The sequence below is a fragment of the Streptococcus marmotae genome (assembly GCF_001623565.1).
GTDB classification, from domain to species: domain Bacteria; phylum Bacillota; class Bacilli; order Lactobacillales; family Streptococcaceae; genus Streptococcus; species Streptococcus marmotae.
On sequence record NZ_CP015196.1, the window covers coordinates 701,075 to 724,685 of the forward strand.

At 39.7% G+C, this 23,611-nt stretch carries 15 protein-coding genes; 6 read left to right on the top strand and 9 right to left on the bottom strand.

Annotated elements, in window-relative coordinates:
• Window positions 1-109 precede the first annotated feature (109 nt).
• The 4 genes from A4H00_RS03570 to malQ form a co-directional block, all read right to left on the bottom strand.
• Entirely contained in the window at window positions 110-1,711 is a 1,602-nt protein-coding gene (locus A4H00_RS03570; RefSeq protein WP_067087373.1) for an ATP-binding cassette domain-containing protein, read from the bottom strand.
• A gap of 12 nt (window positions 1,712-1,723) precedes the next feature.
• Entirely contained in the window at window positions 1,724-4,303 is a 2,580-nt protein-coding gene (locus tag A4H00_RS03575; RefSeq protein ID WP_067087375.1) for a class III lanthionine synthetase LanKC N-terminal domain-containing protein, read from the bottom strand.
• Between the two features lie 609 nt (window positions 4,304-4,912).
• Window positions 4,913-5,833 carry a helix-turn-helix domain-containing protein gene (locus tag A4H00_RS03585; RefSeq protein WP_067087381.1) on the bottom strand — a complete coding sequence of 307 codons (921 nt, stop codon included), beginning with the start codon at window positions 5,831-5,833 and terminating at the stop codon, window positions 4,913-4,915.
• Window positions 5,834-6,029: 196 nt separating this feature from the next.
• The gene (gene malQ / locus A4H00_RS03590) at window positions 6,030-7,532 is read right to left on the bottom strand and encodes a 4-alpha-glucanotransferase (RefSeq protein ID WP_067087383.1); all 1,503 of its coding nucleotides are present in this window, start codon (window positions 7,530-7,532) and stop codon (window positions 6,030-6,032) included.
• Window positions 7,533-7,834: 302 nt separating this feature from the next.
• Between malQ and A4H00_RS03595 the strand changes: the two genes are divergently transcribed.
• The 6 genes from A4H00_RS03595 to pulA all read left to right on the top strand — a co-directional run bounded on the left by A4H00_RS03595 (window position 7,835) and on the right by pulA (window position 15,456).
• Window positions 7,835-9,088, top strand: coding sequence for an extracellular solute-binding protein (locus tag A4H00_RS03595; protein ID WP_067087386.1), 1,254 nt, complete (start codon window positions 7,835-7,837; stop codon window positions 9,086-9,088).
• A gap of 94 nt (window positions 9,089-9,182) precedes the next feature.
• Window positions 9,183-10,475, top strand: coding sequence for a carbohydrate ABC transporter permease (locus A4H00_RS03600; protein ID WP_067087389.1), 1,293 nt, complete (start codon window positions 9,183-9,185; stop codon window positions 10,473-10,475).
• 1 nt (window position 10,476) lies between these two features.
• A complete protein-coding gene (locus A4H00_RS03605) occupies window positions 10,477-11,319 on the top strand; it encodes a sugar ABC transporter permease (RefSeq protein ID WP_067087391.1) in 843 nt (280 codons plus the stop codon).
• A gap of 298 nt (window positions 11,320-11,617) precedes the next feature.
• Window positions 11,618-12,400: a DUF1189 family protein gene (locus A4H00_RS03610; protein ID WP_067087393.1), complete on the top strand. Its 783-nt coding sequence runs from the start codon at window positions 11,618-11,620 to the stop codon at window positions 12,398-12,400.
• Window positions 12,401-12,409: 9 nt separating this feature from the next.
• Window positions 12,410-13,393 carry a LacI family DNA-binding transcriptional regulator gene (locus A4H00_RS03615; protein ID WP_067087396.1) on the top strand — a complete coding sequence of 328 codons (984 nt, stop codon included), beginning with the start codon at window positions 12,410-12,412 and terminating at the stop codon, window positions 13,391-13,393.
• Window positions 13,394-13,410: 17 nt separating this feature from the next.
• Entirely contained in the window at window positions 13,411-15,456 is a 2,046-nt protein-coding gene (pulA, locus tag A4H00_RS03620; RefSeq protein ID WP_067087397.1) for a type I pullulanase, read from the top strand.
• Window positions 15,457-15,681: 225 nt separating this feature from the next.
• Here the strand turns inward: pulA and A4H00_RS03625 are convergent, their stop codons facing one another.
• From A4H00_RS03625 to aspS, 5 genes are all read right to left on the bottom strand, one after another.
• Complete coding sequence (locus A4H00_RS03625; RefSeq protein WP_067087400.1) at window positions 15,682-16,617, bottom strand: DUF6287 domain-containing protein; 936 nt, start codon at window positions 16,615-16,617, stop codon at window positions 15,682-15,684.
• Between the two features lie 18 nt (window positions 16,618-16,635).
• Window positions 16,636-20,055: an InlB B-repeat-containing protein gene (locus A4H00_RS03630; RefSeq protein WP_067087403.1), complete on the bottom strand. Its 3,420-nt coding sequence runs from the start codon at window positions 20,053-20,055 to the stop codon at window positions 16,636-16,638.
• A gap of 289 nt (window positions 20,056-20,344) precedes the next feature.
• Window positions 20,345-20,794, bottom strand: coding sequence for a class Ib ribonucleoside-diphosphate reductase assembly flavoprotein NrdI (nrdI, locus tag A4H00_RS03635; protein WP_067087405.1), 450 nt, complete (start codon window positions 20,792-20,794; stop codon window positions 20,345-20,347).
• A gap of 94 nt (window positions 20,795-20,888) precedes the next feature.
• Window positions 20,889-21,824 (bottom strand): YitT family protein, encoded by a 936-nt coding sequence (locus A4H00_RS03640; RefSeq protein ID WP_067087408.1) that lies wholly within the window; start codon window positions 21,822-21,824, stop codon window positions 20,889-20,891.
• On the bottom strand, window positions 21,817-23,568 hold the full coding sequence (gene aspS, locus A4H00_RS03645) for an aspartate--tRNA ligase (RefSeq protein WP_067087410.1): 1,752 nt from the start codon (window positions 23,566-23,568) through the stop codon (window positions 21,817-21,819). The genes A4H00_RS03640 and aspS overlap by 8 nt, the downstream gene beginning before the upstream one ends.
• Window positions 23,569-23,611: the final 43 nt, after the last annotated feature.

Here is a 23,611-nt window from a genome sequence, read left to right on the forward strand (position 1 = left end):
ACTTCTCCTTTGTATTATTGTTTTGTTACAATCGATTATACTCCTTTATTTTTGGCTTGTCAATTGATTCTTTAAAAAATTAAAATGCTTTTTTGCTACATAGTCATTTTCAATCTGCTTTAGCTAATGTTTTATTTTTTAGACAAATATGAGTTAAACTATATTTTTGAATCTCTTCTTCTGTAAAATGATGAGCAACCTCTATAATAGTAGCGGGTAAACTGTAAAGTTTATCTCGAACAATAGTTGAATTTTTCGAATCAAGAGCTGCTGTTCCCTCATCGACTAAAATGATTGGCTTCTTATGTAGAATTGCACGGGCAATCTCTAAGCGCTGCTTCTGACCACCAGACAAATCCATTGTTTTTTCATTGTAAACAGTATCTAAAATATCATTCCCCAATTCATTTATCAAACCAAGTTCTCCTAATACTGATACCATTTCAACATCTGTTATGGGCTTCCCTAACGCAAGGTTATCTCTGATACTAGCTTGAAACAAAGTAGGGTGTTGATTTATTCGTGCAACCTGAGATTCCAAATTTTCGGATGATAACGTACTATCTGTTATAAATACCCTTCCTTTTTGAGGTAGTAGTAATCCTTGTAATAAATCTAGGAACGTACTTTTTCCTGAACCAGATGGACCTGAAATAAGATAGTGTTTCCCAAACTCAAAGGTCATATCTACATTGTCAAAAATAGTTTTTGTTTCAAACGAAAAGGACATCTCTTTTATCACTAGTTTAGGAGTTGAAAGTTGGTGCCCCCCTTGGTCAATACTATCTCGTTGGATTACATCATATATTTTCTTTCTTGCCTCTTTCGTAGTATTTATCTGATTCATAAGCATTGAAACATTACGCAAGGGGTAAATCACACGATCACTCGCTAAAAATATAGCAACAACTGCACCAGCTTCTAGTTGTTTATGAATAACTAAGTATAACGCACAAGTTATGGGAATGATATAACTAACCCAAGATAGAACAGCTGCTACAAATCCAACGAAACTTTGGCTATTTTTAAATGACTCATTCATCTTCTCGTTTTTATACAGCTTATCTGCTACTTCTCGTGACGAAAATACATAACCGTTATAGGTTTTTAATGTTCTTCGACCAGAAATCAAAGACTTCAAGGTACTTGTGAAATTCTCATTACTTGAAGACCATTCCCTGGATTTTCTTTCCAAAGACTGTGAAAATAATCTCGGAGGCAACATTGGCAAAAATGAAAAAATGATAAACAACGTAGCTATAATAGGGTTTAAGTATAGCAGATAAGCCATCGAAACTACACCTGTAACTACATAGTAACACACATCAAAAAGAACATTAATATAATTACTTTCTACTAGCTTAAAATCATTTAGTAAGAACGAAACAATCTCGCTACTATCCAAAGAAAATGGATAAGATTCTAGACGATTTTTAATATACTTATCTTTTATTTTGATATTAAGTTCGCGAAGTAATTTATTTTTTAGAATCGTATTCAATTGACCACTTAACATGACTAAAATATAGCTTACCAAAGAAGTCATACTAAAAAAAATAATATCTTTAACGCTACTGTTACTATCAAAATGTGTCACTTCTGAGATAACTGCTGATAACACAATACCATCGAGAGATGCAATTAGCATTGTTAAAACGATAAACAATAGTAACATTTTAGATGATATCTTTATAATATATTTATAATTCATGACACACTCCTATTATTCCACCAGAATTAAGCTATCACAGAAGAAAAATGGATTCTCCCCTTGCCCACTATTAAGGCGATTTATAAAGGATAATATTCCACTACTACCAAAATTTAAACTACAATCTAATTTTTCCATTTTTAGATTCGGAAAAAAATGTATACCTTGTCTCTCAATCATCTGTAAATCTATTCCTTCTTGAAGGGAATAAAGCATATCTTCATATATATCATCTTTAAAATGAGTATATAAATCTAACAAAGTATGACCTACGCCAGCCAAACCATCTAGCAGTCCCGGTGAGACACTGTATTTGATATTGAGAGCTGGGGTAAATCTATTAATTTCTAATCTATAACTTTCATTCTTTGTTATTAAATAGTATCGTAATAGCACTGATATTAAGCCCGCCACTCCACTACCTAGATAAGGCAAAATAACATTATCATTTCTATATTCTGGAATACCTATACTTCCATTTACTGACGTAGCACATTTTAGCACTTCATCAATGATTGTTTCGCCAAATTTAAGATATTTTTCCTCTTTTGTAGCGACAAATAAATACAGCAAATAGAGCGCAATTCCAACTTGTCCATCTGCCAAACTTATTTTTCTTTCATTCAATATTAAATCTGAGTGATCTAGGAGTTGGTTCCCGATTGTTTTTGCCTGCTGTAAATAAGACTCAGACTGAAAATGTTGCCACATTTTTAGCAATACTATTCCATAACCTGCTAAACCATTGGATAAAGAAAAATCTTTTATATTTTCAAGTTTTATATTGTGTCCCAGTAATTTCATAATTTCATTAGAAAATTCTGGTCTATTCTTTAACAGTATTAAAGCAATACCTACATCTCCCTCTAGCAAACTTATACTCCCCTTATCCATACGCAAATATTTAGACATCAACCATTCTTCATATTTACTAATCATTTTACTATCTAAAACTATATTTAAATACATTAAAACCCCAGGTAATCCTGTACCTAAACTTAATATCTTTGAACTATTACCGAATATATTTTTTCGGCCTAATATAACCTCCTCCATCAGCTTCACTAGTTCTTCACTGTGCACAACTATCTGCTTTCTCACACTGAAAGGAAGTTGTTGATTTTGCAATTCTTCAATCGGATTTACTTGAATAGCATCAATAAGTTGATCAATTTTTGAAATGTTAGGACAATTATCGTAATGAATTAATAACTTCCACAACTCTAGAATATTTTGATTTATGTTAAAATCTTCTACGATGTTTAATAAGTATTTTTCTAGATATTCCTCACCAAATATTTTCATTACAGATTTCGGAAAAATTAGATCATAAAGAATATTACCCATCATTTCAAAATCTATACTAAATAAATCGTTTCTATTTGCGTGATTTGCAGGAAAGGTAAGCAAAATATCTTTTGGTACAGCATCTTCATGAAATACTGATTCCAAATCAACAAACTTGATACCATCATCGTTCAGCATAATATTTTCAAGGGATAAATCTCCTATAACATATCCTCTAGAATGAACAATGTCTAAAACTTCTCTAATTTCACTCAAAATATGTAAAATATTCACAACATACTGAGATATCTTTTCCTTATCATTCTTATTATCTTGGTTCAAAAATGGATTGAATTCCGCCGAAAATTCCTTTAATGTTTTTCCATCAATATACTCTTCCACAATAAAATAATGTTCCCACTCATAGAAGGAATCATAGAGTTTAGGGAATTGTTTTACATCAGAAAATAGGCATAAAAACTCAGCCTCTTGCTTCCTTCTATCAATAGAATCTTGAGAATCAGATATAGAAATACATGTTTGTGGCCTAGATTCTTTTAAAATCACTTTAATTTCGTCTTGATTTAATCCAGTATAAACTCCACCACTATTTGAAAATCGCAAAGCTTCAATTTCATAGTACGTACTAAACAGATAACTGACCCCCTCATCTGATGAATCAAATTCAGGAAAAGGATCTTCAACAAATGATGGCTGAACGTATTGAGCAACTCGTTTATCCTCAATGAATAATCCATTTGGAGACAAAACACCTAATTTACCCTCATTTCCATTTATACCATATATAGTGTCAAATCCCCCAAATCTATAATAAAGCACCTTACAATCTTTATATCTTTTATCTGTCAAAACAAAAGAACCTTCAAATAATCGTAATTTCTTATAAAGTTTTTCTATTACTACTTTAAATTCTTTATCATCCTTAGTATATATAGTTATAAATTTTCCTGATTGAAGTCTGGAATAATTTTTTTGTGTACTAAACCATAAAATCTGTTCACTAGTCATAAACTTGAACGAAAATCCTACTTCATTCGCCATTTGAGCCACTATTTTTAATATTTCAACTGCATTCTGTATATTAGAAGAGATATGTATTTTCCATCCCTGAATAGGAAGATTCTGTTCCTGATTAACACAATGTGTATATATTCCAAATCTACTAATCGAATACTTACTTAATAATTTAGTAGATATGAAATCTGCATATTCCTTTTGAAATATCATGCTATCAATATCTTGATAATAAATATTATCTGATAAATGATTAAAAAACATTTCCATTCTAATACCCTCCTTTTTCATATTTAATATAAGGAGGATAGAAACATTTTCCATCCTCCAACTATTTAATAATACTATGTTGTAGTAGTATTATGGCAAACGTTACTAATTGTGCTCCAACTCAAGGGTGTAGTTTCCTTTACTTTAGCTGTCTTTGATTGTAATGATAATACTTGCATTTTTATTCTCCTAATTTTATGATATTTTTTACTACGACTATCTCTATAAAGGATCTGCCCGTGAATAAGCGGTAAAATATTTTTTTATCATTGATTTCTCCCACATATATCTAAGTTAACAGTAAGAGTGTCAAATGGTTCAATAATCGTAAGTTTTTTTAAACTTCGATTTTTTTCAACTTTGAACACTATAGGAATTGAGCTCATATTTCTTAGCTTTATGACATCATTTTTGCTAATAATTTCTATATATGACACACTCTCTTCTACCACTCCATCCACCATTCCTCATCAGTTGTAGGTTTGGTGGGAGGATGAAAAATAATGATTGGTCGTTCCATTTTGTATCTCCTTTCGTTGTTATACTAACCATTTTAAAGTACAACACCAAAAAAGACCATGACACAAATGTCATGGTCCATCATTTACCTTAATAAAGCATTGCGAATGCCTTTCTATCCCTTTCCCTCTCCTTTTCAAGTTTCTCTCTTAAAATCATATCATCAATAAACTCTGCTCCTATAATCGCTTTGGTATAAAATTCTTCAGCTGTTTTTTCATCTTTTTTACAAAAATAGAAATACTTAGCCTGTAACATAAATGAAATAGATTTTTTCGCAACGTCACTACTATACGTCAATAACTGGTCTAAAATCTCAAAGACTAGTTCAATATACTCAAAATCATGATGAAATAGTAAAACATTTAAACAAGAAATATAGAAAATTGTTGCATATTCTATCAAATAAACATCACTATAATCAAATGCTCTAGTTGAATGAATGAAAAAATGATGAACCAGCTTTTTTGGATATTCAATTTCATCTGAATTTGTAAGAGATATAAAAAAGAGTCGAATAATCATTAAATCCGTAAGATTATATTGTTTTTTGCGCTTTACTTGTTCAAAATATTCTGCAATAATCGGCTGTCCATATAGCAAATTAGAACTATGATGAACATCTGCAATAGCCTGTAAAATATCAATAATAACTTGTTCATCTTCTGGTAACAACTCATAAAATTCTTCATAGATTTTTGAAAATAATTTATCTTTTTTATCTATAAGATATTGATTATGATACGTATTAAACTTGAACAGCTGTAACTTTAATGCTAAATATTCTTGAGGGAGCACTATATCCTCTTCGTCAACTAAATCACTAAGCGGTACACCCAATTTTCGATGAATATATTCCAGTTTCACTAAACTAGGCAAAGAATCTCCATTCTCTATTCGAGCTAGTTGCCGAACAGTTAAATCCGATTCATCTCCACAAAATCGTTCCCTGCTTAAGCACTTATTTTCTCTTAAACGCTTGATTTTCTGGCCCAATTTCTGTTTCAACATCGCTTCATCCTTTCCATCATATACTAAGTAAAATTATTAAGTGATTCGTTCCGATATCATTTCTTCCCACAATATACCAAATATTATATAATACTCATTAAAATAAGTAAAGTATTCTTAAAAGAAGCTATCAAACTAACACGGAAAACCCTATTTTCACAAATTTGAAAACAGGGTTTTTAACTACTATAAAAAGCTAGTATTTCACATTCTGACGGCGGTAGGTAGTTGTCAAATCTAACAGATTTGCTTCTACTTCTGCGGTCAGTTGTTCTTTTGTCATCCGCCATGTCCAGTTTCCACCTAGGGTATTTGGCAAATTCATCCGTGCAGATCCGTCTAGTTCAAGTAAATCTTGCATGGTTGCAACTGCCATAAAGGCAACTGATCCAAACAACATCCGCAGCATGGCATGGTTAACGGACTCCTCAGGACGACGGTTGCTATAAGCATCTAGGTAGGCTTTAGTTTCATCACTTGCTTCATTTTCATACCAGCCACGAATGGTACTGTTATCATGGGTACCAGTATAGGCCACAACATTTCGACGATGGTTATGGGGTGCTTCAATGCTGTCCCCATATGGGTCAAAGGCAAATTGTAAGACCTTCATGCCAGGAAAGCCTGTTGTTTCACGCAGCTCAATGACCTTATCTGTCACAGATCCCAAATCCTCAGCAATAATGTTCAAATCGCCTAAGGCTTCTTTAATGGCTGCAAATAATTCAAAACCTGGCGCCTCTACGCGATAACCATTGACGGCTGTTGTTTCACCTGCTGGGATTTCCCAGAAAGAAGCAAAGCCAATAAAGTGGTCAATTCGTACCATATCATACAATTTGAAACTCTCACGTAAGCGAGCAATCCACCAAGAAAAGCCGTCTGCCTTCATCGCCTCCCAATCGTAAATCGGATTGCCCCACAACTGACCGATTTCTGAAAAAGCATCAGGTGGACAACCTGCAACCACACTTGGACGACCTTCTTCATCTGTCTTGAAGAACTGTGGATTTGCCCACATATCAGAAGAATCAGCTGCAATATAAATCGGCATATCTCCAACAATTTCAATACCACGCTCATTCGCATAGGTTTTCAACGCCCGCCATTGACGGAAGAACAGGTATTGCGTCACACGGTGATAGTCTATTTTGTCGGCCAATTGCTCACGATAAAAAGCAAGAGCTCCTGGTTCCCGTCTACGGATGGCATCATCTTCCCACTCTGTCCATGCCTTAAGATCAAAATGTTCTTTAATGGCCATATACTCTGCAAAATTATCCAGCCAAGAAGATTGTTCTTCCAAGAAAGCCTGGTAATCTGCTGGCAAACCTTGTGCTTTCATACGTGCGACAACCTTTTCTAAGACAGGACGACGACCATGGAAGATTTTTGCATAATCTACTTCAGTTGGACTCTCTCCAAAATCAATCCCTTCTACTTCATGTCCTTCTAGCCAGCCCTCTTTCATCAATAACTCAAAATCAATGAAATGCGTATTGCCTGCAAAGGCTGAAAATGACTGGTAAGGAGAATCCCCATAACTCGTTGTTCCTAGAGGTAAAATTTGCCAATAGCGTTGCTTGGTTCGTTCCAAAAAATCTACGAAGTCATAAGCAGATTGCCCAAAGGTTCCAATTCCATAATTCCCTGGTAGGGAAGAAATGTGAAGCAAGACTCCACTACGCCGTTCTTTCATATAATAACTCCTTTTTAGAAATGTACTATTCGTTTGCTCCAGCAATCAAGCAAACGTTTGCTCGTCTAATATTATATAATGTTAGCGCTCACAAATCAAGACCTATTTGGTGAGAATCTATGTTTTTTCTATGTTTTTTTACAAAATTTGATACAGGATTTTCTCCTAACAAATTTTTTTAAATTTTTTCAAAAAAAGTATTGCAAACGCATTCATTTTGCGATATAATAATCTCAACAAGCAAACGTTTGCGCTTTCCGTAGGCGTTTTACTACACTACAATTATTCTTGGAGGGGATAATATGAAACACAAATTGATCAAGAGCGTTGCTCTTCTTGCTGCTACAACAAGCGTACTTGCTGCTTGTTCGTCAAACAAACCAGCTTCTACTGATTCAGCTGCTGATGGTAAAAACTTATCCGTTTATGTAGACCAAGGTTATAAGGAATACATCGAAAAAGTCGCAGAAAGCTTTGAAAAAGAAACTGGTGTCAAAGTCTCTGTTAAAACAGGGGATGCTCTTGGAGGGCTTGATAACCTTTCTCTTGATAACCAATCTGGTTCAGCGCCTGATGTGATGATGGCACCATACGACCGCGTAGGTAGCCTTGGATCAGAGGGACAATTGTCAGAAGTGAAGCTTGCTGAAACAAGCATGACAGATGACACAACAAAAGCGCTTGTCACAAATGGTGGTAAAGTCTACGGTTCACCAGCCGTTATCGAAACACTCGTTCTTTACTACAACAAAGACTTGATTACCGAAGCACCAAAAACATTTGCTGACCTAGAAGCACTTGCAAAAGACAGCAAATATGCTTTTGCAGGCGAAAATGGTAAAACAACTGCCTTCCTTGCAGACTGGACAAACTTCTACTACACTTACGGACTCCTTGCTGGATACGGCGGATATGTATTTGGTGACAATGGTACCAATCCAAAAGAAATCGGTTTGAACAACGAAGGTGCCGTTAAAGCGATTGAATATGCTAAAACATGGTATGGTCAATGGCCTCAAGGTCTTCAAGATACTTCAGCAGCAGCAAACCTTATCAAAACACAATTTACAGAAGGTAAAACTGCAGCGATTATTGATGGACCATGGCAAGCCGCTTCTTACAAGGAAGCAAAAGTGAACTACGGTGTCTCAACGATTCCAACTCTTCCAAATGGCAAAGAATACCAAGCATTCGGTGGTGGTAAAGCATGGGTTATCCCAGTTGGCGCACAAAATCCTGATGCAGCTCAAAAATTTGTAGATTTCTTAACATCAACTGACCAACAAAAAGCACTTTACGATATGACAAACGAAGTGCCAGCCAATACTGAAGCTCGTGAATACGCAGTAGGTAAAAAAGATGAATTGACAAGCGCGGTTGTTGCACAGTTCGCTGCTGCTCAACCACTTCCAAACATCTCTGAAATGAGCACTGTTTGGGAACCAGCTGCAAATATGCTCTTTGAAGCTGCAAGCGGTAAAAAAGATGCAAAAACAGCTGCTAACGATGCTGTGAAATTGATCGAAGATACTATTGCACAAAAATACGGCCAATAAGCAGAATGACTGAACAAAAGGCTGGGTTGATGCCCAGTCTTTTATTCAAATCTGCCATTCAACAACTATCGCTTACTAGAAAGGAGATTTTAGGATGACTCAGCAAAACCCTAGTAAAGCCCTCCTATTGTCCTTGATCCCAGGTCTTGGACAACTCTATAACAAACAAAAAGCAAAAGGCTTCATCTTCCTTGGGGTGACGATTGCTTTCTTGCTTTATCTCATTACCATCGCTTCTGGCGAAATTGCAAACCTCATCACATTGGGAAGTCAACGAGGACGTGATAATTCCCTCTTCATGCTGATTCGTGGCTCTTTCCACCTTATCATCATTGCAGTTTACCTATTCTTTTATGCCTTGAATTTGAAAGACGCAAAAGATACGGCAAAACGGTGGAATAGTGGCATTCCGGTCACTACAACCCTCAAGGGCATGTTTCAAAATATCTATGAGAACGGTTTTCCTTATCTCTTGATTATTCCATCTTATATCGCTATGACCTTTGCGATTATCTTCCCTGTTGTGGTAACGCTTTTGATTGCCTTTACCAACTACGACTTCCAACATTTACCACCAGGTGCCTTGTTGGACTGGGTTGGTCTTGCTAACTTCTCGAATATCTGGTCATTAAGCACCTTCCGCAGTGCCTTTGGATCTGTCTTATCATGGACCATTATTTGGGCGCTATGCGCTTCAACTGCTCAGATTGTCATCGGTATTTTAACCGCTATTGTCGCTAACCAGCCTTTTATCAAAGGGAAGCGTATTTTTGGGGTTATCTTCTTGTTGCCGTGGGCAGTTCCTGCTTTCGTTACTATTTTGACCTTCAGCAATATGTTCAACGATAGCGTTGGGGCAATCAATACACAGGTTCTTCCATTCTTGAGTAAATTCTTGCCATTTATTGACAATTTCCTCATCCCATGGAAAACAGACCCATTCTGGACAAAAGTGGCCTTAATCATGATGCAGGCCTGGCTTGGTTTCCCATATATCTACGTATTGACCTTAGGAATTTTACAATCTATTCCAAACGATTTGTACGAAGCTGCTTATATCGATGGGGCAAGTCCTTTGCAAAAATTCCGTAGTATTACTTTCCCGATGATTCTTGCGGTAGCTGCACCAACCTTGATCAGTCAGTATACCTTCAACTTCAACAACTTCTCGATTATCTACCTTTTCAACAACGGGGGACCTGGTAGTGTCGGTGGCGGAGCTGGTTCAACAGATATCTTGATTTCATGGATTTATAAATTGACCACAGGAACATCTCCACAATACTCCATGGCAGCAGCCGTGACCTTGATTATTTCAATGATTGTCATCAGTATCTCCATGATTGCTTTCAAGAAATTAAACGCCTTTGAAATGGAGGACGTATAAGATGAAACTTTCTGTAAAATTCAAACGTCGTCTTAGTCAGACCTTGACTTATCTGTACTTGATTGTCTTGTCTGTCGTTATCATCTATCCACTATTGATTACCATTATGTCTGCCTTCAAGTCAGGAAACGTTGTGGCCTTCAAGTTGGATGGAAATATCAACTTTACTCTGGAAAATTTCAGCAAGCTGTTTAGCGAAACCTTATACGGCACTTGGTACCTCAATACCTTGATTATAGCCCTCTTGACAATGGCTGCCCAAACCAGTATAGTGGTACTAGCAGGATACGCTTATAGTCGTTATAACTTCCTCGCTCGTAAACAAAGTTTGATTTTCTTCTTGATTATCCAAATGGTGCCGACTATGGCTGCCCTCACGGCCTTCTTCGTTATGGCCTTGATGTTAAACGCCCTCAACCAAAGCTGGTTCCTCATCTTCTTGTATGTCGGTGGTGGAATTCCAATGAATGCTTGGTTGATGAAAGGCTACTTTGATACGGTGCCAATCTCTCTTGATGAATCTGCAAAACTCGACGGTGCTGGACACTTCAGACGTTTCTGGCAAATCGTTCTCCCTCTTGTTCGTCCAATGATTGCTGTACAAGCACTTTGGGCATTTATGGGACCGTTTGGCGATTACATCTTATCTAAGTTCTTACTCCGTGAGAAAGAATACTATACCGTTGCCGTTGGTCTTCAGACCTTTGTCAACGATGCGAAGAATTTGAAAATCGCATATTTTGCGGCTGGAGCAATTCTCATTGCTTTGCCAATCTGTACCTTATTCTTCTTCCTTCAAAAGAACTTTGTATCTGGTTTAACGAGTGGTGGTGACAAGGGATAATCTTTTGTCCCACCTTTTCTTGTGGTCGAGATAAGCATACGTGCGAGGAGAACGACGTGAACTAAGAAAGCCCAACGTCGTACTGATGATAACTGTTCAATTCAAAACGAAGAACCTGTATGCACAAGAGAAGTGCTATTATATAAGAGATCGTTTTTCGCTAATCAAGGCAATTTTTTGAGGGAATACTGACTGTATTTTGAAAAAAACTAACGATGAGGAACTCAGAAACTAGCCTTAGATGGAAGCGCAAAACTGTGAATACAGGTTCTAAAGAACGATAGAAATGAGGATGCCTATGTTACCCTACCCCTTTTCTTATTTTTCCAGTCTCGTAAAACCGCAAAAGATGTTTGCTAATCGGCATGCTTTGACGCTCTGGCAACGTCTCTTTACAACGATTTTTCTGATTGCTCTTTTGGTCATTCCCTCGTCTTTGCAAACCGTTCAATTAACCAGTTACCCGCTTGAGCAGTTTATAGATGGGATTTATGATCCCTTGACAGAGCAAGTCGTGACAGACTTGGCTAGCCATAGCCAATTTGATGATGGACGATTGACCTATACTGGCACAGCTACCTATTCAGCTGTTACATTCGGTCAGAAAATACCACAAGGTGCTGGTTTTACCTACCAATTCAACACTGAACAGCTAACCATTCGGAAAGGGGACACCACCTTAGTGGAAACTCCTTATCAAAGCTTTGAAACCAGTAGCTTCCAAAGCAAAGAGGCTTTAACGACTGCTATTTCGCGGGCCTGGTATCAGCAGAATCGTTTGCCTATCAGCCTCACCATTACCTTCATTTCTGCTCTTCTTTTGGGTGCAAATTTGCTCTTTATCGTCCTTGGAGCCACCTTCTTCCTCTATCTAACAAAAAGATCGAAACTCTTTCATCTGCAGTCCGTCAAGGAATGCTATAATCTAGCTCTGAACTGTCTCGGTTTGCCAACGATTATCGCTTGTTTTGTCGGTTTATTTGGACAAACGGTGACGACAGTCATGACAGTACAAAATATCTTATTTGTCCTTGTCTTACTCTGGGTATTTTTCACCACAAAATTTCGAGATCGTGCTTAGGAGGTTTGTATGCGTGCTACCATTAAAGATGTTGCAAAACTAGCAGGGGTTTCGCCCTCTACTGTTACTCGTGTCATTCAAAACAGCTCTGCTATTAGCCAAAAAACCAAAGAAAGTGTCCGAAAGGCCATGGCAGAACTCAACTACCATCCCAATCTCAATGCCAGAAGTTTGGTGAGTAGCTATACCCAGGTCATTGGTCTGGTTCTACCAGATGATTCTGATATTTTCTATCAAAACCCCTTCTTTCCAACGGCTTTACGTGGCATTTCTCAGGTAGCAGCCGACCATAATTATGCCATTCAAATTAGCACTGGAAAAGATGAAAAACAACGCCTTGAAGCGATTTCTCAAATGGTATACGGCCGACGAGTAGATGGTTTAATTTTCCTTTACTCAAAGCCTGACGATCCCCTCGTACAGCTAGCTATTCAACATAATTTTCCATTTCTCATCTTGGGAAAAGCTGCATCGCCTTTTATTTCCCTAGTCGACAATGACAATATCCAAGCTGCCTTTGAAGCAACCAGCTATTTTATCCAAAAAGGCTATAAAAACCTAGCTTTTGTCGCTGGAAATAAGGAACTCGTAGTATCACAGGACCGCTATAAAGGGTATAAAAAGGCACTTAAAGCCTACAATATCCCCCTTGATGATAGCAAGGTCAAATTTAGCTCTGGTTTCCTCTTGGAAGACAGCAGTTATAAAATCATGAAAAAACTCATGAAACAAAATCCAGACGCTATTGTCACCACAGATACCATGGTAGCAGAAGGGATTCTCCATTATCTAAATGAAATCAATGTACAGTTGCCAATTATTTCCTTTGACTCTGTCAAACCAAAACTTGCAATCGATGCCTACGTGGACGTTCATGCCATTCAATTAGGACGTGTCGCCTGCGATACCCTACTGCAAATTATCAATGATAGCAAGGAGGAAAAACAAATTTGCTATCGCCGTGTGATTCCACATACCATTACTGAACTTTAGAAAGGAGCCATTGGCTCATGGCCTTACGAAAATTGAAAGCCTATCTTGATGACGAAGCAACGATTCGAATTCTTCTTGAAAAACGCTTTGATCATCCCGATTTAACCTTCCACATTGCCTCTCATCAGGCAGAAGAGGAATTAGTTATCCACAGTCGCATAGAACAAGGTGAGACCGTAACCTATTTTCTAACGAGTCTTCATCCCCTTCACTTGACAGGTGACTACACGATTTACGATCAGGATCGTAATGCAGCCGAATTAGCCTATGGGCACATTGTCCGCTCCCATCTCTTTGAACAAACCTTTACTTATGATGACGAAGATCTAGGTTCTCACTACAGTCCAACTCACACTCAATTTAAATTGTGGGCGCCGATTTCAAAAGCTGTTTTCCTCGTTCTTGAGGGCAAACCTTATGCCATGGACAGACAAGAAAAAGGTGTCTGGCAAGTAACTGTGGCAGGCGATTTAGACGGTGCCAGCTACCATTATCTCCACAAAGTCAATGGGGAGTGGATTTCCGTACATGATCCTTATGCCCTTTCTTCTAAGGCAAATTCTGGTGATAGCTACGTCATCAATCTAGCCAAACTCGCTAAACCACGTCGTGCTCACACTCAAATACCAGCTGCACAAGCCATTATCTATGAAATGAGCGTTCGTGACTTCTCTCAACAAGCAAGTGCAGGATTTCAGCATGCTGGCCAATTCCTTGGTTTAACGGAATCTCCTCAGCAAGAAGGAATGCACCTTGGAATGAACTATATCAAAGAGCTCGGTGTGAGCCATATCCAGCTCATGCCCCTCTATGATTTTGGTAGTGTGGATGAGAATTATCCACAGCTTGTGTATAACTGGGGATATGACCCTGTTCAATACAATACTCCTGAAGGATCCTTCTCTAGCAATCCTAATGATCCTTATGCACGAATTCAGGAATTACAAACCGCCATTCAAGCCTATCACGATGCTGATATCAGCGTCATCATGGACGTTGTCTATAACCATGTCTATCACGCTGAAGAATATGCTTTTGAACGCATCGTTCCTGGCTATTTCTATCGCTATCAAGAAAATGGTCTCCGAACAGACGGTACCTTCTGTGGAAATGATGTAGCCAGCGAACGCAGCATGGTCCGTAACTACATCAAACACTCCCTCCGCCAATGGACGGTCCTCTATGGATTTGATGGGTTCCGCTTTGACCTCATGGGCATTCTGGATGTCGAGACCATGAGCCAAATCGAGACGGAACTTCGGGCACTCCATCCAAACATTTATCTATATGGTGAAGGATGGAAAATGGCAACAGGTCTCGATTTTGACCAACTAGCACATCAATACAACGCAGAAAAACTGCCAACACTTGCCTTTTTCAACGATGATTACCGTGATACACTGAAAAAAGTCCTGCTCAACCCTGAGCGTTTGGTCACAAACCAGCTGCACGAGAAAATCCAACACCTCTTAGCAGGAAGCCGTTTCAGTCATTTCCTCAGTCCGGAACAATCTGTCAATTATATCGAATGCCACGACAATGCGACAGTCTTTGATTATTTCCACATCGAACATCCTGACTGGACACCGCAGCAGCAAAAACGTGCGGCGAGCTTTGGGCTTCAACTGATTCTCATCTCGCAAGGTATCGCCTTTCTTCATAGCGGACAGGAATTTTTCCGCACCAAAGATGAAATCGACAATACCTACAATATTCCAGACCAGGTTAACCGTCTTGATTGGGAAAGAGCTATTTGCTACCACGAACATGTCCAGTTTATCCGAGAAGTGATTGCCTTCCGCAAAGAGCACCCTATTCTCACACAAGCTGATTACCAAACCATTCAAAATAGTTGTGATTTCTACTGGCTGACCGACTCTGTCCTACGCTATACCGTCACATCAGATACAAAAAGAATTCAATTTATCATTAACTTCTCAAACGCTGACTTTAACTATGAAAAAGAAGCAACTCAAGCAGTTCGCTTCACCTTCCCACCAATGAGAGAGGATAGCAACCACATCCTTCTTGCTGGACAAAGTATCTGTATCTTAGAAGATTAGGAGCACACACAAAAAGCACTAACCAGTTGCGAACTGATTGGTGCTTTTTGATTTTGGTACATCAGATAAGGAGCTTGATAGTAATACTCTACAAATCAAAATCTGACAAAGCAACGAAACTGCAGATAGAACTAGAGTTCAGTAAGGTAAGTTAACGATGTCAGATTTTGATGTTTGACGAGTATAAGGACTCTTTTTAAAGGACTAGAGCTCTTGTACTGTCTATTACTGCTGAAATTCCATTTTTTCCAAAATGGTTTGAATCTTTTCAGGCATTCCCAATGGGACCTTTAGGAGCACGGCTTCATCTAAAATCTTCTGGGTATAGCTATCCATGTACTCTTTATCCTGCAATTGCTCTGGGCTTTGGTGCCATTTGTCTGGTGCAGGGTAGACGGTGATGGTACCATCTCCATTGCTGGTATAGGTGATGGTCGTTGAGGCCGGTGAAGCGGCAATCATACGAGTCGGCTTAGCATAACTTTTTCCAAAATCACTATACAGACAAACTTTTGTCCCTGCAGGCATTTCTGGAGTCGCTATTAGATTAGGAGCGCTCCAGTTGCCCAACATATTATAAATGCGAGCTGCTTCTACTTGCTTTTCTGTATAGCCTGGAAACTCTTGGCTTTCTGCATCCGTCACTGAGGTCATGGTTTGCATAGACTCTTCATCTACTCGATAATAAAATGAATCTGCTGCTAAGTCTGGACTTTGGCCAGCTCTGATGCGATCTTTGGTCTGATCTGATTCATCTTGGAAAAATTGATTGGTCAAATCAATCCCTGTTGGGATGAAACTGATTGCGGCATAAGGGAGTTGTCCTCCTGCTGTGCCGTTTTCATGTAGCTGCAACGTCTCCTGGCGGATAGGCAGATTTACCAATCCTCGAGTCGCATCAAAATACAAGGTTTCTCCCTTGGAGGTTTGCCACAAGCCTTGGACAGAGCTGTAATCTCCTGCCACTACCGCAGCTACATCCATAGGAGATACCACCTTCTTTTGTGCAGGAGCTGCTGTGCTACTGCTTGCGCTCGTTTCTGTCGTAGTCGTCTGCTGATTAGTCGATTCTACCGATTGCGCCGTTTCTTTTGGTGTCGCTGTCTGCTGACAAGCTGTCAGACAGAGCAGAACGACGATTCCTAGTATAGTCTTTTTCATGGTATATCCAATCATTTTTTAGTATAAGAAGAAACTTTGAACCCAACGTAGAGAGCCTTTAGCTTCTACAACAGAGATTGAAGTGTACTCATAATCAGGGTTTTCAATATTGCGTTTGTGCCCCGGAGAATCAAGCCATTGTTTCAATACGAAATTAGCGGCATCTTCTTTTTCTGAGTTCATTGCAATATTTTCACCTGCTGGGTGATTTGGGAAGAGTGTCGCTTGACTTTGGTCTGTTCCCGGAATTTTATGTGAGAACTCATAAAGCAATTGTTTTGCACGCAAATCGCTTCCAGCTTTTGTTTCATCCAACCAAATGAGTTTCTTTAACCCAAGAGAAGCACGATAATCATTCATCTTCTCGAAGAAATCTTTTGCCAAATCATCACGATAGCGATAAGTTTTTTCTGGAATTTCTTCTCTTGTCTTATAAGAATGGAATCCTGTTGAGTATTCATTATCTTTAGCTAACATCCAGCCAGATGCATAGTCAATACTCATTTTAGCTTTCATAATAATGGTTCCGTCTTGTTCGCTTTCTTTCTCCCAACCGTTGAATAACCATCCTGTAAAGAATCCGTTATCTAAGGCTTGTTCCAAATAGAATTGTCCGTTATGGAGAGATTTTGGAGCTTCTTCAAACTCTTGACCTTCTTCGACAGTTGCGGTTTTAACTTCAAAGTAAGTTAATCCTGTCCCCCAATGTTTTTCTCCAGCAGGGTTATCAACGATATAATGTACAGTGACGTATTTAATATCTTCGTATTCAGAGTAGATATCCAAGTCATTCGTTACAACATCAGACGATGCAGACCAGGCGATAAAGCGTTTGCCTTCTACCTCTTTTAGGGTTGGTGGGGTAGCTGACTGGCCGTGTTCGACAACTTCTGTCTTGACCACCTCTTTATTCACATCAAAGAACTGGACACGATAGGTTTTTATCTGATAGACAGGAGTCAGCACGGTATCTTTCGTGATTGCAATGTCGCTCAAGCCAACATTTTGACCATTCTCATCTACAAAGTTTGTGATAGTATAGCCTTCTTTCTCATACTGAGCAAGATTTGGGCTGACTGTCTCTTGATAGGTCTTCGTAAAGGTCTCCGTAGCCTGACCTTGTTCATCATTTACGGTGACCTGATAGTGATTTTGGCTATAGTGTGCTTTTACTACTGTATCGTCAGTCACCGTAACGGATTGTGGCTCCCACTTGACAAAGGTATAGCCAGGAATCTCAAGTAGACTAGGATAGTCTTCTTCCTTGATAAGCGTTTCTTCTTTAAAGATTTTGCTGGTAATGTCTTTTAGCTCTTGACCGTCTTGATCTACGGCAACAAAACGGACAGGTAGATCCGCATACACACGCTCATAGATCGCATTGACTTCCATATCTCCCGTTACATTTGTTAGGTCTTTATCCCAGCCAACAAACCGATGTTTTGCCTTTTCTGGGACTTTTGGAGCAAAGGCCATTCCATCCATACCATGAGGAATGATTGCAAGATTGAGCGAAGCGCCATCTGCTTTGAAAATAACGCGGTACCGTTTCTTCGCATAGATAGCTGTTACAGTCGTATCATCCTCAAAGCTCGTCTGCTTCGTTGACCAACGTACAAACTCATGTCCCTCTTTTTCTTTCGGAGTCGGGAAGGTGACCTCTTCACCACGTAATGCTCGAACCGTCGTCTTTTCTCCATCTTGGTCAAACGTGATGGTCAACGGAATTTCTTCTACAGAAAGGGTGATGGTCCTATCTTTTGTAATTGGCGAACCATCATAGTCAGAACCAGTGATTTTATACCCTTCAATGAGAAGAAGAGGCTTAGCAGGTAAAACATCTCCATGATCAACCGTTTGCGTATGAACTTTTTGACCAGTTGGTGTTACATACTGAACCGTGTATTCTTTCACCTTATACTGCGCAACTACTTGAATATCACCTGTGACCGAATCAAAGGCTGTTGACCAACCAACAAATACTTTTCCTTCTAACTCTGGAATATCTGGCGCCGTAGCAGCCTTCCCAGCTTCAACCTCTTCCGTCTTCAGTACTTGACCATCTACCATAAAGGTTACCTTATATGTTTGCGGTTTGGCTGGCTGACTTGGAGTAGGGGCATCTGTCTCATCATCTGACAGACCTGGCTGTGTTGTCGGTGGGACTGCATCTACTGACGTGCTTGGCTGGGGTTGACTAGTTGGCGGGACAGTATCTACTGGCGTACTTGGTTGAGCTGGGCTACTTGATGGAGCGGTATCCACTGGCGTACTTGGCTGAACTGAGCTACTTGATGGCATCGTATCATCTGACAAGCCTGGCTGTGTTGTCGGTGGGACGATATCCACTGGCGTACTTGGTTGAGCTAGGCTGCTTGATGGAGCGGTATCCGCTGGTGCACTTGACTGAGCTGAGCTACTTGATGGAATCGTGCCCACGGGTGCACTTGGTTGAACTGAGCTACTTGATGGAATGGTGCTCACGGGTGCACTTGGTTGAGCTGAGCTACTTGATGGAATAGTGCCCACGGGTGCACTTGGTTGAGCTGAGCTACTTGATGGAATGGTACTCACGGGTGCACTTGACTGAACTGAGCCACTTGATGGAATAGTGCCCACGGGTGCACTTGACTGAGCTGAGCTATTTGATGGAATGGTGCCCACGGGTGCACTTGGAGAAGTTGAAACAGTAGGATTTACTGACTCAACTAGTTTACTCAAAGCAGTCGTTTGAGCAGCAGATGATGGTATAGAAGAGGAAGGACGACCTTCTGTGGCATTTGACTGGCTATTGAGGGTAGCTGAAGCGCCATCAACCGTCGTCTTAGTGCCTGTATTTGACCTTAGGGCAGTCGCAGGTAGATAACCAACATAGGTATACCCCGGAATCTCCACTACATCTGGCAGTTCTTGTCCTTTTTGCAGGCTGAATTGCTGATTATAACCTGATAATTCCTTGCTTTCTAAAGCCAAGACCGTTGTCGAAGCCCCGATACTTGTCAACAAGAATAAACTTGTGATAACATGACGCTTCTTCTTGCCCCGTCCCACTATAGCTATTCCTACGACAAACAAGCTTGCCCCAACTATGCCTGGTACGAGCAAGGTACGGCCATCACTTGTCTTTGGTAACACAGATGACTGGTTTGCACGAAACACCAGATAATACGTCTGATTTTGATCGGTTGTATTTTCTGGAAGATTTTCTATGATTTGCTTTTTCTCGTCTGCAGTTAGCTCTGTCTCGGCTACATATTGGTAATCCACTGTAAAACGCTGCTGCTCACTTGTCATTTCTTCGGCAGCTACTGGGACAGGTAGTCCGACAAAGGGACCCACAAGGGCCGAACCGACAGCTAAAGAGACTGTCCCAAGGGCGATTTTCCGGATGGAATAGCGGGTCACAGATTTCCAACTCGACTGGGTATTCTTTTTCATTTATCATACTCCTTTTTGATTACAATCATATCTATATTATAATATGCTATAAAAAAAAAGCAATATCTGACCCCTATTTTAATTTGAGATTTTTCCTAGAAAATAGGGTCCCCGCTAGTACGCAACGCTAAAAAATCCTCTGAATAAATAAGGAAGAAAGCGCCCGCTATCCCATGATACCGACTCGCCAACTCCTATTTTATAACCTCCAAACTGACTGCATCATTCGTAAACAGCTAGTGTGACCGCTCTTTCTCATCTACAGATCTCATCTGTCCATCCGTCTCTATCACACTAACTCTATAATCTTTTTCCCTACCCGTTCAATATCATTTTGAAGACCACGGAGTTCGAAGTTCGCAAGCACAGGAAAACCAAACCGTTCGGAATATTGCTTAGCTGTCAAACAATATTGATTGTTGAAATTCCGATTTCCAGAACCGACAATACCAAGGCACTTATCCGCATTTTCTCCATAGGCGATAAAATCGCCTAGCGGATTCGTCAAAATCTCCACATCGCCATTGTCTACACCATTTCCACCTTCTAAATAGGTCGGCAAAAAGGCGACAAAAGGCGCATCCAATTCGTAAAAAGGAATATCCTCTTTGACCAAATCCTTGACATGCACCTGCTCGACCTGCAAATCAGACTGAAATTGTAAAAAAGTGGTCAAGCGCTTCACAAAACTTTCCGTATTTCCACTTAGACTGATATAAACTAGATAGACTTTTTTCATTCCTTCTCCAATCAAAAAACACAATATATAGGATATAACTATCATTATATATCTATATATTGTGTTTGTCAATTCATATACAAGATTCCAAACCTTATTCATCAGCCTCTACAAAGCGTCCGATAATATTGACATTATCCGCCACCGATACGAAGGCCGTCTTATCGGTCTTTTTCATAATAGCCTTGAAATCATTAAATTCTGCACGAGTAATAATGGTAATCAGCACGGTCTTTTCTTCATGATTGTAGGCACCTTCTGCCCCATTGATAATGGTCACACCACGGTGCAGTTTCTTTTGAATCATCTTGCACACACGACTCGGATGACTGGTGATAATCATGGCTTGCATACGCTTTTGCTTTACATAGATAACATCGGTCATCTGACTACAAACAAAGAGGGCAATCATGGAATAAAGAGCATATTTCCAGCCAAAGGTCACTCCAGCTGCCAGCATGATCAAGATATTGACAATCAACGAAATGCTTCCAACTTGCCTTCCTGTCTTTTTCCGAATCAAGATACTGACAATATCTGTCCCGCCACTGGACACATTATTCCGAAGGGCAAACCCAATCCCAGTTCCCAGCATGAGACCGCCAAAAATAGCATTGACTAGGGGGTCTGTCGTCAGAGTAATATGAGGCATGAACTGGATGAAGAAGGAGCTACAAGTAACCGTAATAAAGGTGAAAATCGTAAATTTATTTCCAATCTTATACCAAGCAATGATGAGCAAAGGCACATTTAGACCATAGTAGACCAAGGCTAGCGGAATTTTAAAGCCCCAGTAGGTAATCGAAATAGCAGAGACAATCTGTGCAATTCCTGTTACTCCAGAAGAATAGACATTCCCTGGCTGGAAGAAGAAATTGACGGCTATACTGGATAAAAGTCCATAAATGATTGAGCCAGATATACGCTCTGCATAGCGTTCTTTTGACACACTCGAGATGACAGACCAAAAACGATTGCGCCTTGCCTTTCTCAAGAATTGAATACGAAGTTTTCTAAAATATCTATTCATTAGTTGTTTGAATCTGAAGTGCTAATTCTTCTAATTGACTGTTAGCTACCGTACTTGGAGCTTGGGTCATTGGATCACTGGCCTTATTGTTCTTAGGAAAGGCGATTACCTCACGAATATTGTCCTTACCTGCTAGGAGCATAACCAAACGGTCCAATCCGATTGCAAGTCCACCATGTGGTGGGAAACCGTAGTCCATCGCTTCCAAAAGGAAACCAAATTGGTCATGAGCCTGTTCAGCACTAAAGCCAAGCGCTTTGAACATCTTCTCTTGCATCTCTTTTTGGTTAATACGTAGGCTTCCACCTCCTAATTCATAACCATTTAAGACGATGTCATAGGCAACCGCACGAACACTTGCCAAATCGCCTTCCAAATGATGTGCTGTTTCTTCTGTCGGAAGTGTAAATGGATGATGAGCGCTCATGAAACGACCTTCTTCTTCTGACCATTCAAACATTGGCCAATCCACAATCCACAGGAAGTTAAACTTGCTTTCATCAATCAAGCCTTGTTCCTTAGCAAGACGAGTACGAAGCGCTCCTAATGTATTATTCGCAATTTCTAATTCGTCTGCAACAAATAGGACCAAATCCTTGTCTACTAATTGTAAACCTTCTGTCAACTTTTCTGTAATAGCTGTCAAGAACTTGGCAATTGGACCTGTCAATTCACCATTTGTAACCTTTATCCAAGCTAGGCCTTTTGCCCCAAATTGCTTAGCGTAATCAGTTAATGTATCAATGTCTTTACGCGAGTAATTGTCTGCTGCACCTTTGACTACAATCGCTTTAACAGCAGGAGCTTGGGAAAAGACTTTAAAGTCAACTTCCTTTACAATATCTGTCAAGTCTTGCAAGAGCATCTCAAATCGAGTATCCGGTTTATCGCTACCATAAGCATTCATGGCATGGTCATAGCTCATACGAGGAAATGGTAGAGCAACATCGATTCCTTTAGTCTCTTTCATGACACGCGCAAGTAAACCCTCTACTATATCTTGAATTTCTAGCTCAGATAAGAAGGAGGTTTCTAAGTCAACTTGTGTAAACTCTGGCTGGCGATCTCCACGCAGATCCTCATCACGGAAGCATTTCACAATTTGATAGTAGCGGTCAAAACCAGCATTCATGAGCAATTGCTTGGTAATCTGTGGACTTTGTGGCAAAGCATAAAAATGCCCCTTACTCACACGACTTGGCACCAAGTAATCGCGTGCACCTTCTGGTGTTGACTTGGTCAACATCGGTGTTTCAACGTCGATAAACTCCAGTTCGTCCAAATAATTGCGGATACTATGTGTTGCTGCAGCTCGCAATTTAAAGTTTGCAAGCATCTCAGGACGGCGTAAGTCCAAATAGCGGTAGCGAAGACGAGTATCATCGCTTGCTTCAATACCATCCTTAATTTCAAACGGAGTTGTTTTGGCTACGTTTAAAATCGTCAGGCTAGACACTTGTAGCTCGACTTCACCTGTCGGTAGAGTAGCGTTGACCTGTTCACGTGCAACAACTTGTCCTGTTACTTCAAGAACAAACTCGCTCCGCACTTTCTCAGCCTGTTCCATCACATCACTAGATACCATCTCAGGATTAATGACCAACTGCATGATTCCTTCACGGTCCCGCAAGTCAATAAAAATCAAGCCACCCAAGTCACGACGGCGACCAACCCAACCTTTCAAAGTAATTTCTTGACCGATGTGTTCTTTCCGAACACGTCCCGCATACATCGAACGTTTCATATTTTCCTCTCTCCGATTATGGAATCCAGTAGCACAAACCTAC